Origin of the sequence: Streptomyces sp. JJ38 (genome assembly GCF_019303475.1) — a bacterium.
Taxonomy (GTDB): Bacteria; Actinomycetota; Actinomycetes; order Streptomycetales; family Streptomycetaceae; genus Streptomyces.
Window position 1 is genome coordinate 150,729 of sequence record NZ_JABLSI010000004.1, and the last position, 15,944, is coordinate 166,672.

The 15,944-nt window shown below is 71.8% G+C and carries 15 protein-coding genes and 1 pseudogene; 8 read left to right on the forward strand and 8 right to left on the reverse strand.

Translation table 11 applies throughout. From position 1 onward, the window contains the following. From uraH to HPT28_RS03365, 4 genes are all read right to left on the reverse strand, one after another. Entirely contained in the window at window positions 1-390 is a 390-nt protein-coding gene (gene uraH, locus HPT28_RS03350) for a hydroxyisourate hydrolase (protein WP_219089024.1), read from the reverse strand. A gap of 2 nt (window positions 391-392) precedes the next feature. Next, window positions 393-899, reverse strand: coding sequence for a 2-oxo-4-hydroxy-4-carboxy-5-ureidoimidazoline decarboxylase (uraD, locus tag HPT28_RS03355; RefSeq protein ID WP_219089026.1), 507 nt, complete (start codon window positions 897-899; stop codon window positions 393-395). A 311-nt stretch (window positions 900-1,210) separates the two neighbouring features. Then, a complete protein-coding gene (locus HPT28_RS03360) occupies window positions 1,211-1,579 on the reverse strand; it encodes a helix-turn-helix domain-containing protein (protein ID WP_219089028.1) in 369 nt (122 codons plus the stop codon). Next, complete coding sequence (locus tag HPT28_RS03365; protein ID WP_219089030.1) at window positions 1,576-1,842, reverse strand: thiamine-binding protein; 267 nt, start codon at window positions 1,840-1,842, stop codon at window positions 1,576-1,578. Before HPT28_RS03365 ends, HPT28_RS03360 begins: the two co-directional genes overlap by 4 nt. Before the next feature lie 150 nt (window positions 1,843-1,992). Between HPT28_RS03365 and HPT28_RS03370 the strand changes: the two genes are divergently transcribed. From HPT28_RS03370 to HPT28_RS03405, 8 genes and pseudogenes are all read left to right on the forward strand, one after another. Further along, on the forward strand, window positions 1,993-2,838 hold the full coding sequence (locus tag HPT28_RS03370) for a TIM barrel protein (RefSeq protein WP_219089032.1): 846 nt from the start codon (window positions 1,993-1,995) through the stop codon (window positions 2,836-2,838). A 54-nt stretch (window positions 2,839-2,892) separates the two neighbouring features. Further along, the gene (locus HPT28_RS03375; RefSeq protein WP_219089034.1) at window positions 2,893-3,795 is read left to right on the forward strand and encodes a 2-hydroxy-3-oxopropionate reductase; all 903 of its coding nucleotides are present in this window, start codon (window positions 2,893-2,895) and stop codon (window positions 3,793-3,795) included. A gap of 170 nt (window positions 3,796-3,965) precedes the next feature. Then, window positions 3,966-5,423 carry a catalase gene (locus tag HPT28_RS03380; protein ID WP_219089036.1) on the forward strand — a complete coding sequence of 486 codons (1,458 nt, stop codon included), beginning with the start codon at window positions 3,966-3,968 and terminating at the stop codon, window positions 5,421-5,423. Window positions 5,424-5,650: 227 nt separating this feature from the next. Further along, on the forward strand, window positions 5,651-6,349 hold the full coding sequence (locus HPT28_RS03385) for a hypothetical protein (protein ID WP_219089038.1): 699 nt from the start codon (window positions 5,651-5,653) through the stop codon (window positions 6,347-6,349). A 302-nt stretch (window positions 6,350-6,651) separates the two neighbouring features. Continuing rightward, window positions 6,652-8,430, forward strand: coding sequence for a glyoxylate carboligase (gene gcl / locus HPT28_RS03390; protein WP_219089040.1), 1,779 nt, complete (start codon window positions 6,652-6,654; stop codon window positions 8,428-8,430). A 154-nt stretch (window positions 8,431-8,584) separates the two neighbouring features. Then, window positions 8,585-9,072, forward strand: a pseudogene (locus HPT28_RS03395) (nuclear transport factor 2 family protein). 41 nt (window positions 9,073-9,113) lie between these two features. Then, window positions 9,114-10,163, forward strand: coding sequence for an endonuclease/exonuclease/phosphatase family protein (locus HPT28_RS03400; protein ID WP_308119055.1), 1,050 nt, complete (start codon window positions 9,114-9,116; stop codon window positions 10,161-10,163). A gap of 131 nt (window positions 10,164-10,294) precedes the next feature. Next, a complete protein-coding gene (locus HPT28_RS03405) occupies window positions 10,295-11,497 on the forward strand; it encodes a MarP family serine protease (RefSeq protein WP_219089042.1) in 1,203 nt (400 codons plus the stop codon). An 80-nt stretch (window positions 11,498-11,577) separates the two neighbouring features. Here the strand turns inward: HPT28_RS03405 and HPT28_RS03410 are convergent, their stop codons facing one another. From HPT28_RS03410 to HPT28_RS03425, 4 genes are read right to left on the reverse strand one after another with little or no spacing between them, the layout of a single operon-like run. Further along, the gene (locus HPT28_RS03410) at window positions 11,578-13,026 is read right to left on the reverse strand and encodes an FAD-binding oxidoreductase (protein ID WP_219089044.1); all 1,449 of its coding nucleotides are present in this window, start codon (window positions 13,024-13,026) and stop codon (window positions 11,578-11,580) included. Further along, window positions 13,023-13,859 carry an ABC transporter permease gene (locus HPT28_RS03415; protein WP_219089046.1) on the reverse strand — a complete coding sequence of 279 codons (837 nt, stop codon included), beginning with the start codon at window positions 13,857-13,859 and terminating at the stop codon, window positions 13,023-13,025. The genes HPT28_RS03410 and HPT28_RS03415 overlap by 4 nt, the downstream gene beginning before the upstream one ends. Further along, entirely contained in the window at window positions 13,859-14,788 is a 930-nt protein-coding gene (locus HPT28_RS03420) for an ABC transporter permease (protein ID WP_219089048.1), read from the reverse strand. The genes HPT28_RS03415 and HPT28_RS03420 overlap by 1 nt, the downstream gene beginning before the upstream one ends. Then, window positions 14,785-15,942, reverse strand: a complete 1,158-nt coding sequence (locus HPT28_RS03425; RefSeq protein ID WP_219089049.1) for an ABC transporter ATP-binding protein — start codon at window positions 15,940-15,942, stop codon at window positions 14,785-14,787. Before HPT28_RS03425 ends, HPT28_RS03420 begins: the two co-directional genes overlap by 4 nt. Between the last annotated feature and the right edge of the window lie 2 nt (window positions 15,943-15,944).

Sequence of the window (15,944 nt, forward strand, 5' to 3'; positions counted from 1 at the left end):
TCAGCTCCCTCGGTACACGGAGTAGCCGAACGGGTTGAGCAGCAGCGGTACGTGGTAGTGCTCGCCCGGGGTCACGGCGAAGACGATCGCCACCTCGGGGAAGAAGACACCGCTGTCCCTTACGCGGGGGGCGTCCTGCTGTTCCTCGGCTTGCCTGGTCGAGAAGTACGGCTCGACCTCGAAGTAGAGCCGTACGTGGGTCGTGCCCTCCGGCAGGGCCGGAAGGTCCTTGCAGCGCCCGTCGTCGTCGGTCCTCGACGCGCCGTGCGCGGCCCATGCGCCGTCGGCACCGCTGCGGACGGACAGCTGGACGGCGACTGCGCCGGCGGGCCGTCCGACGCTGGTGTCCAGGATGTGCGTGGACACCGACGCGGTCGTCGTGGTGCTCATGGTCAGCCTCCTTGTGCGAGACGGGTCAGCCGGATGCGGTTGATCTTCACCAGTTCGGTGCGGACGTTCTCCCGCTCCCGTTCCGGCGTGTTGTCGATCCGGGCGCGTACCGCGTCGCGCATCTCCTCACCGGTCAGTCCGGTGGCGCAGATCAGGAAGACATGGCCGAACTTGTCCTGGTAGGCCAGGTTGAGTTCGAGCATCTCCGCCCTGAGCTCCTCGGAGGCCCCGGACATCCCGCGCTGCTCGCGCGAGGAGGTCGGGTCGCCGGGCTTCGGCCGGCCGATGGGCGGATGGCCGGCCATCGCCTCGGCCAGGTCCTCCGCGTTCAGCTCGGCCATGGCGGCGTCGCTGGCGGTGAACAGGGCCGCCGCGTCGGCGTACGGGCGCTGGGCGAGCAGTTTGCCGACCCAGGTCGTCGAGGCGCAGACCTCGTGGAGCGCCGCGCGGGCGTCGCCCTCCTCGGCGGTGTTGAACCGGGTCAGCCCCGGTGCCGTACTCGAAGTCACGGGAGCCTCTCTGGCCGTGGTGCGGGTGGGCTGCGCAATAGCTAAGCCGCCGGGAAACCTCCCGTCAACACTTTGTTGAACTTTTTCGCCGCGGGCTTCCCCCGCGCCTCACGCGCCCCCGCGCTTGGGAGGTCCGCGCGAAGGCGCAGGGCTGGCAAGCGCAGCGCCGGGCGCCCCCGGCTCCGGACCCCGGACCCCGGAGCCCGGACCTCGGGACAGAGGCTTCCCTGCCGGCGCGTCGCCGACCGCGGGTGCGCCGTGGCCACTCGCGCAGTTCCCCGCGCCCCGACGCGGGGCGCGGGGGCGCGGGCCTACTTGCCGGCTTCCCGGTTCAGGTAGTTGTAGACCGTGAACCGGCTGACCCCGAGAGCGGTGGCGACGGTCTCCACCCCGTGGCGCACGGAGAACGCGCCGCGCGACTCCAGCAGCCGCACCACGCGCTGCTTCGACTTCCGGTCCAGCTCGCTCAGCGGCTTTCCCTGAGCGCGCTCGAGCCCGGCCAGGATGTGGTCGAGGGACTCGGAGAGGTGGGGCAGCCGGACGGCCAGGACGTCCTCGCCCTCCCAGGCCAGCACGACGTCGGCCTCGGTGGCGTCGTCGACGCCGATGATCTCGCCGCCCATCGCGTCGACCAGCGGCTTGACCGCCGTGGTGAATGGGTGTTCGCCCAAGCTACTCATGCGTCACCCGGCTCCCGGTCGTCGGATTCGACCAAATTCACCTGCAATGACACACGAGTCGCCCCCGAGGCAAGGGTTCGGCGTAGCATCTCGTTCACCACGGCGAGCACCTCGTCCGCGGCCCCTTCGGCCGTATTGCCGAACGGGCCGACGTCGACGGCGTCCAGACCGGCGCGCTGCACGACCTCGCGTGCCACCACCGCGTGCTCCGGAGCCTCGTCCAGATCGAACGGCTCTGTCGTGAATTCCACTTTCAATCGCACCGGCTCAACGTACCGCGCCGCCCCGTGGCCACCATCGGCACATTTCGGACGCCCACTTGACAGCGACGCGAAGCCGACTGCAATCTTCCATCAGATAGAAACTGACTTCCGCAATACGGAAGGACCAGGGAAGGAGTCGGGTCTCCCCTCATGGGTTACACGGACACACGCTTCACAGTGAACCTGTCGATCCTGTTCACCGAGTTCCCGCTGCTCGAGCGGCCGGCCGCCGCCGCAGCCGCGGGCTTCACCGCGGTGGAGCTGTGGTGGCCGTGGATCGACACGCCGACGCCGGAGCAGGCCGAGCTGGACGCCCTGCGCGACGCCCTCAACGACGCGGGAGTGCAGCTCACCGGGCTGAACTTCTACGCGGGACAGCTCCCCGGCCCCGACCGCGGCGCCCTCTCGGTGCCCGGTGAGGAGTCGGAGAGGTTCCGGGCGAACGTCGACGTCGCCGCCGACTTCGCGGCCTCCGTCGGCTGCAAGGCGCTCAACGCCCTCTACGGCAACCGGGTGGACGGCGTCGACCCGGCCGCCCAGGACGAGCTGGCCCTGGAGAACCTGACGACCGCCGCCCGCGCGGCGGACCGGGTCGGGGCGATCCTCCTGGTCGAGGCGCTGAACCAGCCCGAGTCACCGAAGTACCCGCTGGTGAGCGCACCGGCCGCGGTCGAGGTCGTGGAGAAGGTCAACGCCGCGACGGGCCTGGGGAACGCCAAGTTCCTGATGGACCTCTACCACCTGTCGATGAACGGCGAGGACCTGGCCGAGGTGATCGAGAAGTACACCGCCGTCACCGGCCACGTGCAGATCGCCGACAACCCGGGGCGCGGCGCCCCCGGCACCGGCGACCTGGACTTCACCGACCTGCTGGACCGCCTGAAGAAGGCCGGGTACAGCGGCTGGGTCGGCCTGGAGTACAAGCCCGGCGACGCGCCGAGCGCCGGCAGCTTCGAATGGCTGCCCGCCCCGCTGCGCCCCGCCCCCGCGAACTGAGCACCGCGCTCCTCCCGCTTCCCCTCCCGCACGGCACCGAAAGGCACCGAACACATGAGCAGCAACCTTCCGAAGATCGCCTGGGTCGGCCTGGGCATCATGGGCTCGCCGATGGCCGAGAACCTGATCAAGGCCGGCTACTCCGTCACCGGCTTCACCCTCGAGCAGGAGAAGCTGGACCGGCTCGCGGCCAACGGCGGCACCGCCGCCGGCTCGATCGCCGAGGCCGTCGAGGACGCCGACGTGGTCATCACGATGGTGCCCGCCGACCCACACGTGAAGGCCGTCATCCTCGGCGAGGACGGCGTGATCGCGAACGCCAAGCAGGGCGCCACGATCATCGACATGTCCTCGATCACCCCGCAGACCTCCATCGCGGTGGCCGAGGCCGCAGCCGCGGCGGACAAGGGCCTCAAGGTGCTCGACGCCCCCGTCTCCGGCGGCGAGGCGGGCGCGATCGAGGCCGTCCTGTCCATCATGGTCGGCGGCGAGCAGGACGTCTTCGACGCCTCCAAGCCGATCCTCGAGGCGCTGGGCAAGACCATCATCCTGTGCGGCCCGCACGGCGCCGGCCAGACGGTGAAGGCCGCCAACCAGCTCATCGTCGCCGTCAACATCCAGGCCTGCGCGGAGGCCGTCGTCTTCCTGGAGAAGTCCGGCGTGAACCTGGAGGCCGCCCTGGAGGTCCTCAACGGCGGTCTCGCCGGCTCCACGGTGCTGTCGCGCAAGAAGGACAACTTCAAGAACCGCGACTTCAAGCCCGGTTTCCGCATCGACCTCCACCACAAGGACATGGGCATCGTCACGGACGCGGCCCGCAGCGTCGGCGCCGCGCTGCCGGTCGGCGCGGTCGTCGCCCAGCTCGTCGCCTCGCTGCGCGCCCAGGGCGACGGCGGCCTGGACCACTCCGCGCTGCTGCGCGCCGTCGAGCGGCTCTCGGGCGACCAGGTCGCCTGAGCCGCCCAAGCGGGACCCCCAGCCTCCGGGTGGCGGCGCTGACAACCTGTCCTGTCGCGCCCAGGCGCCGCCACCCGGAATTTCAACAAACTGTTGACGTGCTGCCGCAGCCGTCCTTACGCTCCACATCCGCGGAAGTCCCCTTCCGCGCTCACGTACGGAAGGTCACGATGTCCAAGCCCACGCTGACGACCGAGTCCGGCGCCCCGGTCGCCGACAACCAGAACTCCGCCACCGCCGGCGTCGGCGGTCCGATCCTCCTGCAGGACCAGCACCTCCTGGAGAAGCTCGCCCGCTTCAACCGTGAGCGCATCCCGGAGCGGGTCGTGCACGCCCGCGGCTCCGGCGCCTACGGCCACTTCGAGGTCACCGACGACGTCACCGGCTTCACGCGGGCCGCGTTCCTGGACACCATCGGCAAGCGCACGGAGGTCTTCCTCCGCTTCTCCACCGTGGCGGACAGCCTCGGCGGGGCCGACGCCGTGCGCGACCCCCGCGGCTTCGCCGTGAAGTTCTACACCGAGGAGGGCAACTACGACCTCGTCGGCAACAACACCCCCGTCTTCTTCATCAAGGACCCGCTGAAGTTCCCCGACTTCATCCACTCGCAGAAGCGCGACCCCTTCACCGGCAAGCAGGAGCCGGACAACGTCTGGGACTTCTGGGCCCACGCCCCCGAGGCCACGCACCAGGTCACCTGGCTCATGGGCGACCGCGGTATCCCGGCCTCCTACCGCCACATGAACGGCTACGGCTCCCACACCTACCAGTGGACCAACGCCGAGGGCGAGGCCTTCTTCGTCAAGTACCACTTCAAGACGAACCAGGGCATCCGCTGCCTGAGCAGCGAGCAGGGCGCCGAGCTGGCCGGGCAGGACCCGAACAGCCACCAGACGGACCTGCTCCAGGCCATCGAGCGGGGCGTGCACCCGTCCTGGACGCTGTACGTGCAGGTCATGCCGGCCGCCGAGGCCGCGGAGTACCGGTTCAACCCGTTCGACCTGACCAAGGTGTGGCCGCACTCCGACTACCCGCTGCAGCGAGTGGGCCGGCTCGTCCTGGACCGCAACCCGGACAACGTCTTCGCCGAGGTCGAGCAGTCCGCGTTCTCGCCGAACAACTTCGTGCCCGGCATCGGCCCCTCGCCGGACAAGATGCTGCAGGGCCGGCTGTTCGCCTACGCCGACGCGCACCGGTACCGCCTGGGTGTCAACCACACCCAGCTCCCGGTCAACGCGCCGAAGGCGACCACGGCGGAGAACTACGGGCGGGACGGTTTCATGGCCACCAACGCCCAGGGCCGGGACGCGAAGAACTACGAGCCCAACTCCTACGGCGGCCCGGTGGAGACCGGTCAGCCGCTGGCGGCCCCGTTCGCCGTGGTGGGCCACACCGGCACCCACGCCGCCCCGCTGCACGCCAAGGACGACGACTTCTTCCAGGCCGGTGAGCTCTACCGGCTGATGTCGGAGGAAGAGAAGGGCCGCCTGGTGGCGAACATCGCCGGCGGTCTGTCCCAGGTGACCCGCGACGATGTCGTGGAGAAGAACCTCGCCCACTTCCACGCCGCCGACCCGGACTACGGCCAGCGCGTCGAGGAGGCTGTGCGCGAGCTGCGCGAAGGCTGATTGGGAGGTCAGCCTGAGCGCAGTCCCGCACCGCCGGCCCGTGGACGAGGGGTGGCCGGCGGTGCGGGACACAACTCGACGCCCGTCGACTGCCCTTGAAGCCCGCCCGGGGGCGCGAACGTCCTGTCGCGCCCAGCCTCGCACCCTCGGGCGCTCTACTTCCCCACCGGGCCCCGCGTTCGCCTGCGGGGCCCGGCCGTTTCAGGGACCATGGACCGATGGCGGACATGAGCGAGAACAGGTCGGTACGGTGCCCCGTCTGCCGGCGTGAGCACCGCTACGTTCCGCCCAGTTACCCGTGTCCCTGCGGCGCCGCGGTGGTGCTGTCCCTCGCACCCGGCGGCACCCCGACGCGGATCAGGCGGCGCACCTGGGCGGGTTCCTGGGTGGCCGTTCCCTGCGGAGCCTGCGGACGCAGCGACGACTGGCCGCAGCCGGAGGTGTGCTGCCCCTGCGGCGCTCTGCTCGTCCTGCCGGTGGACCGGACGGGGTCCGCCGGAGGGCCGGAGGCGGTCGGTGGACCGGTCGGGGGTTCACCGACCGACCCGCCCGTCTTCACGCCCGTGACCATCCGCACCGCACGCGACGCGGTGCTGGCCGCCGCGCAGTACCTGCGCTGGCTCGGCTTCACCGACATCGTGATGGCGCACACGCCTCCGGCGTCCGGTGTGGACCTGCGCGGACGGGGCGTCGTCGCCCACATCGACCCGTCGACGACGCCGATCGACGCGTCCACCGTGGAGACGGTGTGGCTGACGGGGATGCACGGCTCCGCGAGGGCCGTCTGCTTCGCCCTGGCCGGGTACGAGCAGGAGGCGTCCACCCGCGCCGAGGCGATCGGCGTCCCCCTGTTCGTCCTCGACCTGACGGGCACTCCGCAGCCGGTCAACGACGCGGCTCAGGCACTGGTCACCACCCGCGCCTGAGCCCGCTCCGCCCGGCCCCCGGGCCCGCGCCCCGACGCGGGCCGCACCCCGAGCCCGTCCACGACCCCGTGGCCCGCGTACGCCGCGTCGCGGGGCCGTTGGGCCGTCAGGCCGTCCGGTCCGCACGGCTCGCGCCCCAGCGGCACCATCGCCGTCCGCCCCTCTCCTCCCGCGCGCTCCCCTGCCGTCGCACCGACCCGGGGTTGACGGTTTGTTGAAGCCCGCCGTACATTGTTTTCCATAATTCAGAACGTGTATTCCGTAATACGGAAAAGCCATGCACGGTCGACCCAGGAGCATCAATGCCTCGTATGACCGCCGCCCGCGCGGCCGTTGAAATCCTCAAGCGTGAAGGCATCGACACCGCCTTCGGTGTGCCGGGCGCGGCGATCAACCCGCTCTACGCCGCGCTGCGCGCCAGCGGCGGCATCGAGCACAAGCTCGCCCGGCACGTCGAGGGCGCCTCGCACATGGCCGAGGGCTACACCCGCACGAAGCCCGGGAACATCGGTGTGTGCATCGGCACCTCGGGCCCGGCCGGCACCGACATGATCACCGGCCTGTACTCCGCGATCGGCGACTCGATCCCGATCCTGTGCATCACCGGCCAGGCGCCCACCGCCCGGCTGCACAAGGAGGACTTCCAGGCCGTGGACATCCAGTCCATCGCCAAGCCGGTCACCAAGATGGCGATGACCGTCCTGGAGCCCGCCCAGGTGCCCGGCGCCTTCCAGCAGGCGTTCCACCTCATGCGCTCCGGCCGCCCCGGCCCGGTCCTCATCGACCTGCCGCTGGACGTGCAGCTCGCGGAGATCGAGTTCGACCCCGAGACCTACGAGCCGCTGCCGGTGCACAAGCCCGCCGCGACCCGCAGGCAGGTCGAGAAGGCGATCCGCATGCTGGGCGAGTCCGAGCGCCCGCTGATCGTCGCGGGCGGCGGCATCATCAACGCCGACGCCTCCGACCTGCTGGTCGAGTTCGCCGAGCTGACCGGCGTCCCGGTCATCCCGACCCTCATGGGCTGGGGCACCATCCCCGACGACCACGAGCTCAACGTCGGCATGGTCGGCCTGCAGACCTCGCACCGCTACGGGAACGCGACGTTCCTGGAGTCGGACTTCGTGCTGGGCATCGGCAATCGCTGGGCCAACCGCCACACCGGCGGCCTGGACGTCTACACCAAGGACCGCACGTTCGTCCACGTGGACATCGAGCCGACGCAGATCGGCCGGGTGTTCGCCCCCGACTACGGCATCGTCTCCGACGCCAAGCCCGCGCTGGAGCTGTTCGTCGAGGTCGCCCGCGAACTGAAGGCGGCCGGGAAGCTGGCGGACCGCAGCGCCTGGGCGGCCTCCGCGCAGGAGAAGAAGGCCACGCTCCAGCGGCGTACACACTTCGACAACATCCCGATGAAGCCGCAGCGGGTCTACGAGGAGATGAACCGCGCCTTCGGGCCGGACACCCGCTACGTCACGACCATCGGTCTGTCGCAGATCGCCGGCGCCCAGATGCTGCACGTCTACAAGCCGAGGCACTGGATCAACTGCGGCCAGGCCGGCCCGCTGGGCTGGACCGTTCCGGCGGCCCTCGGCGTCGCCACCGCCGACCCGGACACCCAGGTCGTCGCCCTCTCCGGCGACTACGACTTCCAGTTCATGATCGAGGAGCTGGCGGTCGGCGCCCAGCACAAGATCCCCTACGTCCACGTGCTGGTGAACAACTCCTACCTGGGCCTGATCCGCCAGGCCCAGCGGATGTTCGAGATCGACTTCCAGGTCAACCTGGAGTTCGAGAACATCAACTCGCCGGAGATCGGCGTCTACGGCGTGGACCACGTGAAGGTCGCCGAGGGTCTGGGCTGCAAGGCCATCCGCGTCACCGACCCGGCCGAGCTGGGCGCCGCCCTCGAGCAGGCGAAGAAGCTGGCCGCCGAGCACCGCGTGCCGGTCGTCGTCGAGGCCATCCTGGAGCGGATCACCAACATCTCCATGAGCGGCAACGACATCGACAAGGTGAACGAGTTCGAGGAGCTCGCCACCGAGCCGGGCCACGCGCCCACCGCGATCTCCCCGCTCACCTGACGGTCGGGGACAGCAGGCCGAGGGGCCCCGGTTCAGCACGAGCCGGGGCCCCTCGGTCGTTCCCGAGGGGCTTGTAATCAAGTTTGACTAGCAGCCCTACGGAGCCTTACCCTCCCAAGGTCATCAAGTTTGACTACATTCAGGGGGAGCCAGCATGACGTTCCACTACGACCTCAACGCCCGCCTCACCGGCCACTCCCCCACCGCGGAGGAGCGCGCCAGCCTGGAGGCGTGGTTCGCCGAGTACGACGCGGCCAGCGGCAAGGGCGACGTCGCGGCCATGGGCGACGCGGCCGTCTTCCCGCTCAACCTGGTCAGCGACGACTCCTCCGGCAACGCCTGGACCGGCCAGTGGGACCGTGAGCGGTTCACCGCGACGATGACGCGGGTCATGGGCGAGGCGGCCGACGGTGGCGGGAGCTCACCTTCACCTCCGAACGCACACCCGTCTTCCTCAGCCCCGCGCTCGTCGTCGTGTTCACCCGATCGACGATGACCGTGACAGGCGAGGACGGGCCGGGCCAGCAGATGACGTACGCCGACATCCTCGTCCGCAGCGGGGGGACATGGGCCTTCCAGACGATGATCCAGGCAGGGTGGGGCGACATGCTGAACGGCATGCCGGACATGGCACAAGGGTGAGGTCCGCCGTCCGCCGCCGGTGATGGTGCACGATCAGGGATGTGCGGACACAAGAGTATGACCAGCCGACGAACGCCAGGCTGGTTCCCAAGCCCCAACCCATGCCCGCGGCCGAGTGCGTGCCGCCGTCCGCTTCCCGCCGCGGACGGCGGCGCCTCCGGCCGGTCGCCGGGCTCACCGCGCTGCTGTTGCTGCCGCCCAGCGCCGGCCTGAGCGCCCGCGCCCTGGGCTGGGACGGGCCCATGCCCCTCCCCCAGCTCCTCGCCTTCCTGCCGTGGTTCCTCGTCCCCGGCTGGATCGCCCTCGCCGTCGCCGTCCTGGCCCGCCGCCCGCTGCTGAGCGGATGGGCGCTGGCCGTCCTGGGCACGACCGCCTGGTTCCTCCAGCCCTACGGCCCGGCGGTCACGACGCCCTCCGGTGAACCGAGGGCACAGATCCGGGTCCTGAGCGCCAACCTCGAGTTCGGCAACGCCACCGGCGGCCTGCTCGACGTCCTGCGCCGGGAGCGACCGCACCTGGTCTCCGTCCAGGAGTGCGACCGGCGCTGCGCCGAGGCCCTGAACACCCCCGGGCTGCGGCGGGCCTACCCCCACCGCGTCATCCGCGGGAACGAACCGGCCGAGGGCTCAGCCCTGCTCAGCGTCTACCCGCTCAGCGAGGTGGGGCAGATCCCCGGCCAGCTGTCGATGCCGAGCGCCGTGGCGGACGTGGCGGGCGTGCCCGTGCGGGTTCACGTCGTCCACCCCATGCCGCCGCGCCTCGGCTCCATGGACGCCTGGGAACGGGACCTGGACGCCGTGCGGCGGGCCGCCGAGCGCCGGGGCACGGCCCGCACCATCGTCGCCGGCGACTTCAACGCCTCCCAGGACCACGCCGCCTTCCGGGCCATCCTCGACACCGGGCTGCGGGACGCCGCCCGGGGCCTCGGCCACTCCCGGACGCCGACCTGGCCGGCGGCCACCGCGCCACTGCTGGGCGTCCAGATCGACCACGTCCTGCTGAGCGAGCGGCTCACCCCGGTCGGGGCGCGGTTCCTCGACCTGCCCGGCACCGACCACCGGGCCGTGCTCACCGACGTCCAGGTGCGTTGAGGCCGACCCACCAGGCCGCCACGGCGGCACACCCGCGGCCGCCGGGAACGGGGCACGGCCGCGAGGCGTTGTACCGGAGGCGGTGAGGCAAGCCCCGGCCCTTGGCGGCGGGCCACGGAGGAGGAGCGCCGATGAACCTGCTCGACGTGGTACTGCTGCTCGCCGTGGCCTCCTTCGCCGTGGCCGGCTATCAGCGGGGCCTGGTCACGGCCCTCGTGGCGCTGGCCGGCTTCCTGGGCGGCGCCGTCGTGGGCGTGTGGCTGCTGCCCTTCACCCTCGGCCTCGTCCAGGAGGGCAGCGGCGCGGCGACGGCGACGGCCGTGCTGACCGTGCTGCTGCCCGCCGGGGCCGGTCACCTGCTCGCCTCCCGGCTCGGCTGGGAACTGCGGGATGTCCTGCGCTGGCGTCCGGTGCGCTGGCTGGACGGCGCCGGGGGCGCCCTCGCGAACGCGGTGGCCGTCCTGCTCGTGGGCTGGGTCGCCGCCAGCGCGCTCGTCGCCTCCCCCTCGCCGGACGTCAGTCAGTCCATCCGCGGCTCGGCGGTCCTGCGCGCCGTGGACGGCCGGATGCCCCAGCAGGCCGCCACCTGGTTCAGCCGGGCCACCGAAGCGCTCACCACCGCCGGGTTCCCGCAGGTGTTCAACCCCTTCGAGAGCGAGCCGGTCACCGGAGTGCCCGAGCCGACCGGTGACGCCGTCACCGACGCGGCCACCGTCGCCGCGCAGCGCAGCTCGGTCAAGGTGGAGGGTGTGGCCCTCGTGGACGGGCGGCGGCAGGGGCAGGAGGGCAGCGGATTCGTCTACTCCGAACGCCGGGTGATGACCAACGCCCACGTCGTGGCCGGGGTGGACCGGCCCACCGTGCGGGTCGGCGGGGTGGGCCCGGCCCTGCGGGCCACCGTCGTCCACTTCGACCCCGACATCGACATCGCCGTGCTGCGGGTGCCCGAGCTGACGGCGCCCGCGCTGGAGTTCACCGCGGAGGGCTCGCGCGGCGATCCGGCCGTGGTGGCCGGCTACCCGGAGAACGGCGGGCTGGACCTGCGGGCGGCCACGGTGGCCGGGGAGGTGACCGCGCGCGGGCAGGACATCTACGGCGGCAGCGTCGTCACCCGCGAGGTCTTCCCCCTGCGCGGCACGGTCCGGCCCGGCAACTCCGGCGGCCCGCTCCTCGCTCCGGACGGCCGGGTCTACGGAATGGTGTTCGCGCGGTCCGTCAGCGATCCGGACACCGGCTACGCGCTCACCGCGGACCAGGTGCGCCGGGCGGCCGAGGCGGGCGACGCCTCCACGACTCCCGTGGACACCGGCGATCGCGCGGCCCGGATCGGCTGACGGACCGGGCCACCGGACCGGGGCCACCGGGCCAGTGCTGGCGGACCGGCCGCCGCCGTCGCCCGCCAACGTCGCGGCCGTCAGCTGTCGAAGCCCAGGCCCATCCGGTCCAGGGCCCGCAGCCACAGGTTCCGCCGACCGCCGTTCGCGTCGGCCCTGGCCAGCGACCACTGGGTGAGGCCGATACCCGCCCAGCGCACCGGCTCGGGCGGGAACGGCAGCGGCTTCGTGCGCACCATCTCCAGGGCGGTCCGCTCGGTGCGCTCCCCGTCCAACAGGTCGAGCATCACCTCGGCGCCGAAGCGCGTGGCGCCGACGCCCAGGCCGGTGTACCCGGCCGCGTAGGCCAGCCGGCCGCCGTGCGCCGTGCCGAAGAAGGGCGAGAAGCGGGAGCAGGTGTCGATGACCCCGCCCCAGCGGTGGGTGAAGCGCACCCCGGCCAGCTGGGGGAAGCAGCGGAAGAAGTGCTCGGCGAGGGTCCGGAACGTCTCGGGCCGCTGGTCGTGGTCGGGGTGGATGCGGCTGCCGTAGTGGTAGAGGACGTCGTAGCCGCCCCACAGGACGCGGTTGTCGGCGGTGAGCCGGAAGTAGTGGAAGTGGTTGGCGCTGTCGCTCAGCCCCTGCCGGTGGTGCCAGCCGATCGCCGCGAGCTGCTCGGGGCTGAGCGGTTCGGTCATCAGGGCGTAGTCGTAGACGGGGACGACGTAGGGGCGCACCCGGCGCACCAGGGAGGGGAAGGCGTTGGTGCCGAGCGCGATCCGGCGGGCCCGCACCCGCCCGTAGGGCGTACGGACGCCGACGTGCTCGGCGTCGCCTGCCAGCGCCTTTGCCGGGGTGTGCTCGTAGAGGCGGACGCCCGCCTCCTCGCAGGCGCGGCGCAGGCCCCAGGCGAGCCGGGCGGGGTGCAGCATGGCGACGCCGTCGTGGTTCCACAGCCCGGCGAGGAACGTCGGGGAGTCGATCTCGGCGCGGACGGCCTCCCGGTCGAGGAAGGTGTACCTGCCGAGCCCGAGCCGTTCGGCCTCGGCGGCGGTCTCGCGCAGTTCGGCGACCTGGTGGGGTTCGGTGGCGAGGTCGATCTCCCCCGTGCGCTCGAAGTCGCAGTCGATGCCGTAGCGTTCGACGGCCTCCGCGATGGCGTCGAGGTTGGCCAGGCCGAGCTTCTCCAGGGTCTCGATCTCCGCGGGCCAGCGGGCGGCCCCGTTGGCGAGGCCGTGGGTGAGGGACGCTGCGCAGAAGCCGCCGTTGCGGCCGGAGGCGGCCCAGGCGGTCTCCCGGGCCTCGATGAGGACGACGTCGCGGTCCGGGTCCCGTTCCTTGGCGAGCAGCGCGGTCCACAGTCCGCTGTATCCGGCGCCGACGACGAGCAGGTCGCAGCGCTCGTCCCCGACGAGAGCGGGGGCGGTGGCCGGGCGGTGCTCGGGGTCGTCCAGCCAGAAGGGCAGGGGACGGGCACCGGCCAGCGAGCGCAGGGCAGCGCGCTCGGCGGGGTCGGTGGCGGCCGCGACGGCGGCCCGGCGGCGGGTCATGGGGTCCTCCTGCGGCGGTTGGCGGCGAGCTGTCCGGCCAGCACGATGCCGACGGCGAGGACGAACATCGCCGTGCCGATCACGTTGACCTGGACGGGCAGGCCGCGCTGGGCGGCGCCCCACACGAACATCGGGAAGGTGACGGTGGAGGGGCCGGAGTTGAACTGGGTGACGATGAAGTCGTCGAAGGACAGGGCGAAGCTGAGGAGCGCTCCGGCCGCGATGCCGGGGGCGGCGAGCGGCAGGGTGACACGCAGGAAGGTCTGCACGGGCCCGGCGTACAGGTCGCGGGCGGCCTCCTCCAGCCGGGGGTCCATGCTCGCCACCCGGGCCTTGACCGCCACGATGACGAAGCTCAGGCAGAACATGACGTGGGCGATGAGGATGGTGGTGAAGCCGAACTCGAAGCGCATGTTGAGGAAGAGCGTGCCGAGCGAGGCGGCCATCACGACCTCGGGCATCGCCATGGGCAGGAAGATGAGCCCGCTGGCCACGCCCCGGCCGCGGAAGCGGTGCCGGGCGAGGGCGAAGGCGGCCAGGGTGCCGAAGAGCGTGGCTCCGAGGGTGGCGAGCGCGGCGATCTGCAGGCTGAGGGCGAGGGAGCCGCACATGTCGGCGACGGCGCAGGGGTCGGTCCAGGCGTCCGTGGAGAAGGTGCGCCACTCGTAGTTGAAGCGGCCCGCGGGCTTGTTGAACGAGAACAGCAGCACCACGAGGTTGGGCAGCAGCAGATAGCACAGGGTCGCCGCGCCGGCGAGGACGACGGCGTTGCGGCGCAGCCAGCGCAGCGGCGCGGGCCGGCGGCGCACGGGGCGCGGGGCGGTGGTGGCCATCAGACCAGCTCCTCCGTTCCGGCCTTGCGCATGTAGACGCTGACCATGATCAGGATGAGAGCCATGAGCAGGAAGGACATGGCGGCGGCGGTGGGGTAGTCCAGGACGTTGAGGAACTGCTTCTGGATCGCGTTGCCCACCATCTGTTCCGAGGGGGAGCCGAGGAGTTGGGCGTTGATGTAGTCGCCGGAGGCCGGGATGAACGTGAGCAGGGTCCCGGCGACGACACCGGGGAGCGAGAGCGGGAAGGTGACCCGGCGGAAGGTGGTGGCCGGGCGGGCGTAGAGGTCGCGGGCGGCCTCGTGCAGGGACGGGTCGACGCGTTCGAGGGAGGCGTAGAGGGGGAGGATCATGAACGGCAGGAAGTTGTACGTCAGTCCGCACACGACGGCCAGGGGGGTGGCCAGGACGCGGTCGGTCCCGGTCAGCCCGAGCCAGGCGGTGACGTCGAGGACGTGCAGCGCTTCCAGGGCGCCGACGACGGGGCCGCCGTCGGAGAGGATCGTCTTCCAGGCGAGGGTGCGGATGAGGAAACTGGTGAAGAACGGCGCGATGACCATGACCAGCAGCACGTTGCGCCAGCGCCCGGCGCGGAAGGCCAGCAGGTAGGCCAGGGGGTAGCCGATCACGAGGCAGAGCGCGGTGGCGGTGGCCGCGTAGCCGAAGGAGCGCAGGAAGTGCTCGCCGTAGTCCCGCAGGGCCTCCCAGTAGGTGGCGAAGTGCCAGGTGACGCGGTAGCCCTCCTCCAGGGAGCCGGTCTGCACGGAGGTGGAGGCCTGGTAGACGAGGGGGGCGACGAAGAACAGGGCGAGCCACAGGGCGGCCGGGAGCAGCAGCCAGTAGGGCGTGAGTCCGCGGCGCGGGGTGCGGGCCGGGAGCTCGGGCGGGGCCTTCGGCCGCTCGGTGGGGGCGGTGGCCAGAGCCGTCATGCCGCCTCCTCGTCGGCGTCGGCGGGCCGCGCAGCCCGCCCGGACGCGGCGTCGGCTCCGATGCCGAAGGTGTGGGCCGGGCTCCAGTGCGCGACGACCTCGGCGCCGGGGACGAGCCGGGGGTCGCGCTCGATGTTCTGCTGGTAGACGGCGAGTTCCGGGCAGCCGGGCACCTCGACGACGTACTGGACCGAGACGCCGAGATAGCTGGCCTCGGCGATGCGGCCGGTGAGCTGGTTGCGCTCGGCGGGGACGGCGTCAGCGGCGCTCTCCGCGCTGCCCCCGTCGACCGGCGTGAGGGCGATCTTCTCCGGCCGGACGCCGACGAGCAGCCGCCGCGCGGCCTCGGAGCCCTCGGGGAGGCGGGCGGCGGGCAGGCGGAGCGGCTGGCCCACGGCCTTGACCCGGGCCTCGGTCACGCCCACCGAGAGCACCTCGGCCTCGATGAGGTTGGAGGTGCCCAGGAAGTTCGCGACGAAGGCGGTCCGCGGGCTCTCGTAGAGCCCGGCGGGGGTGTCCAGTTGCTCGACCCGCCCGCCGTTCATCACGGCGACGGTGTCGGCCATCGCCATGGCCTCCTCCTGGTCGTGCGTGACGTGCACGAAGGTGATGCCGACCTCGGTCTGGATGCGCTTGAGTTCGAGCTGCATCCGGCGGCGCAGCTTGAGGTCGAGCGCGCCCAGCGGCTCGTCCAGGAGCAGCACCTGCGGCTTGTTGATCAGGGCCCGGGCGAGGGCGACGCGCTGCTGCTGGCCGCCGGAGAGCTGGCGGGGCCTGCGGCGGGCGAGGTGACCGAGCTGGACGAGGTCGAGCATCTCCGCCACCTGCCTGCCCACGGACCTCACACCGCGGCGGCGCAGCCCGAAGGCGATGTTGTCGCGGACATCGAGGTGGGGGAAGAGGGCGTAGCTCTGGAAGACGGTGTTGACCGGGCGCCGGTGGGCCGGCTGGTGGGTGATGTCGGTGCCGTCGAGCACGATGGACCCCGCGCTGGGGTCCTCCAGCCCGGCGATCATGCGCAGGGTCGTCGTCTTGCCGCAGCCGGAGGCACCGAGGAGCGCGAAGAACGAGCCCTCCGGGACGGTGAGGTCGAGGGGGTGGACGGCGGTGAAGTCACCGAAGGTCTTGGTGAGCCCGGTGAGCTGGATCGTCATGG

Bases quoted from the DNA above. Each gene is read 5' to 3' on its own strand.
- uraH (WP_219089024.1), bottom strand. From the start codon at position 390: ATGAGCACCACGACGACCGCGTCGGTGTCCACGCACATCCTGGACACC.
- gcl (WP_219089040.1), top strand. From the start codon at position 6,652: ATGCCTCGTATGACCGCCGCCCGCGCGGCCGTTGAAATCCTCAAGCGT.
- HPT28_RS03420 (WP_219089048.1), bottom strand. From the start codon at position 14,788: ATGACGGCTCTGGCCACCGCCCCCACCGAGCGGCCGAAGGCCCCGCCC.
- HPT28_RS03370 (WP_219089032.1), top strand. From the start codon at position 1,993: ATGGGTTACACGGACACACGCTTCACAGTGAACCTGTCGATCCTGTTC.
- HPT28_RS03410 (WP_219089044.1), bottom strand. From the start codon at position 13,026: ATGACCCGCCGCCGGGCCGCCGTCGCGGCCGCCACCGACCCCGCCGAG.
- HPT28_RS03385 (WP_219089038.1), top strand. From the start codon at position 5,651: ATGAGCGAGAACAGGTCGGTACGGTGCCCCGTCTGCCGGCGTGAGCAC.
- HPT28_RS03415 (WP_219089046.1), bottom strand. From the start codon at position 13,859: ATGGCCACCACCGCCCCGCGCCCCGTGCGCCGCCGGCCCGCGCCGCTG.
- HPT28_RS03405 (WP_219089042.1), top strand. From the start codon at position 10,295: ATGAACCTGCTCGACGTGGTACTGCTGCTCGCCGTGGCCTCCTTCGCC.
- HPT28_RS03380 (WP_219089036.1), top strand. From the start codon at position 3,966: ATGTCCAAGCCCACGCTGACGACCGAGTCCGGCGCCCCGGTCGCCGAC.
- HPT28_RS03375 (WP_219089034.1), top strand. From the start codon at position 2,893: ATGAGCAGCAACCTTCCGAAGATCGCCTGGGTCGGCCTGGGCATCATG.
- HPT28_RS03425 (WP_219089049.1), bottom strand. From the start codon at position 15,942: ATGACGATCCAGCTCACCGGGCTCACCAAGACCTTCGGTGACTTCACC.
- HPT28_RS03360 (WP_219089028.1), bottom strand. From the start codon at position 1,579: ATGAGTAGCTTGGGCGAACACCCATTCACCACGGCGGTCAAGCCGCTG.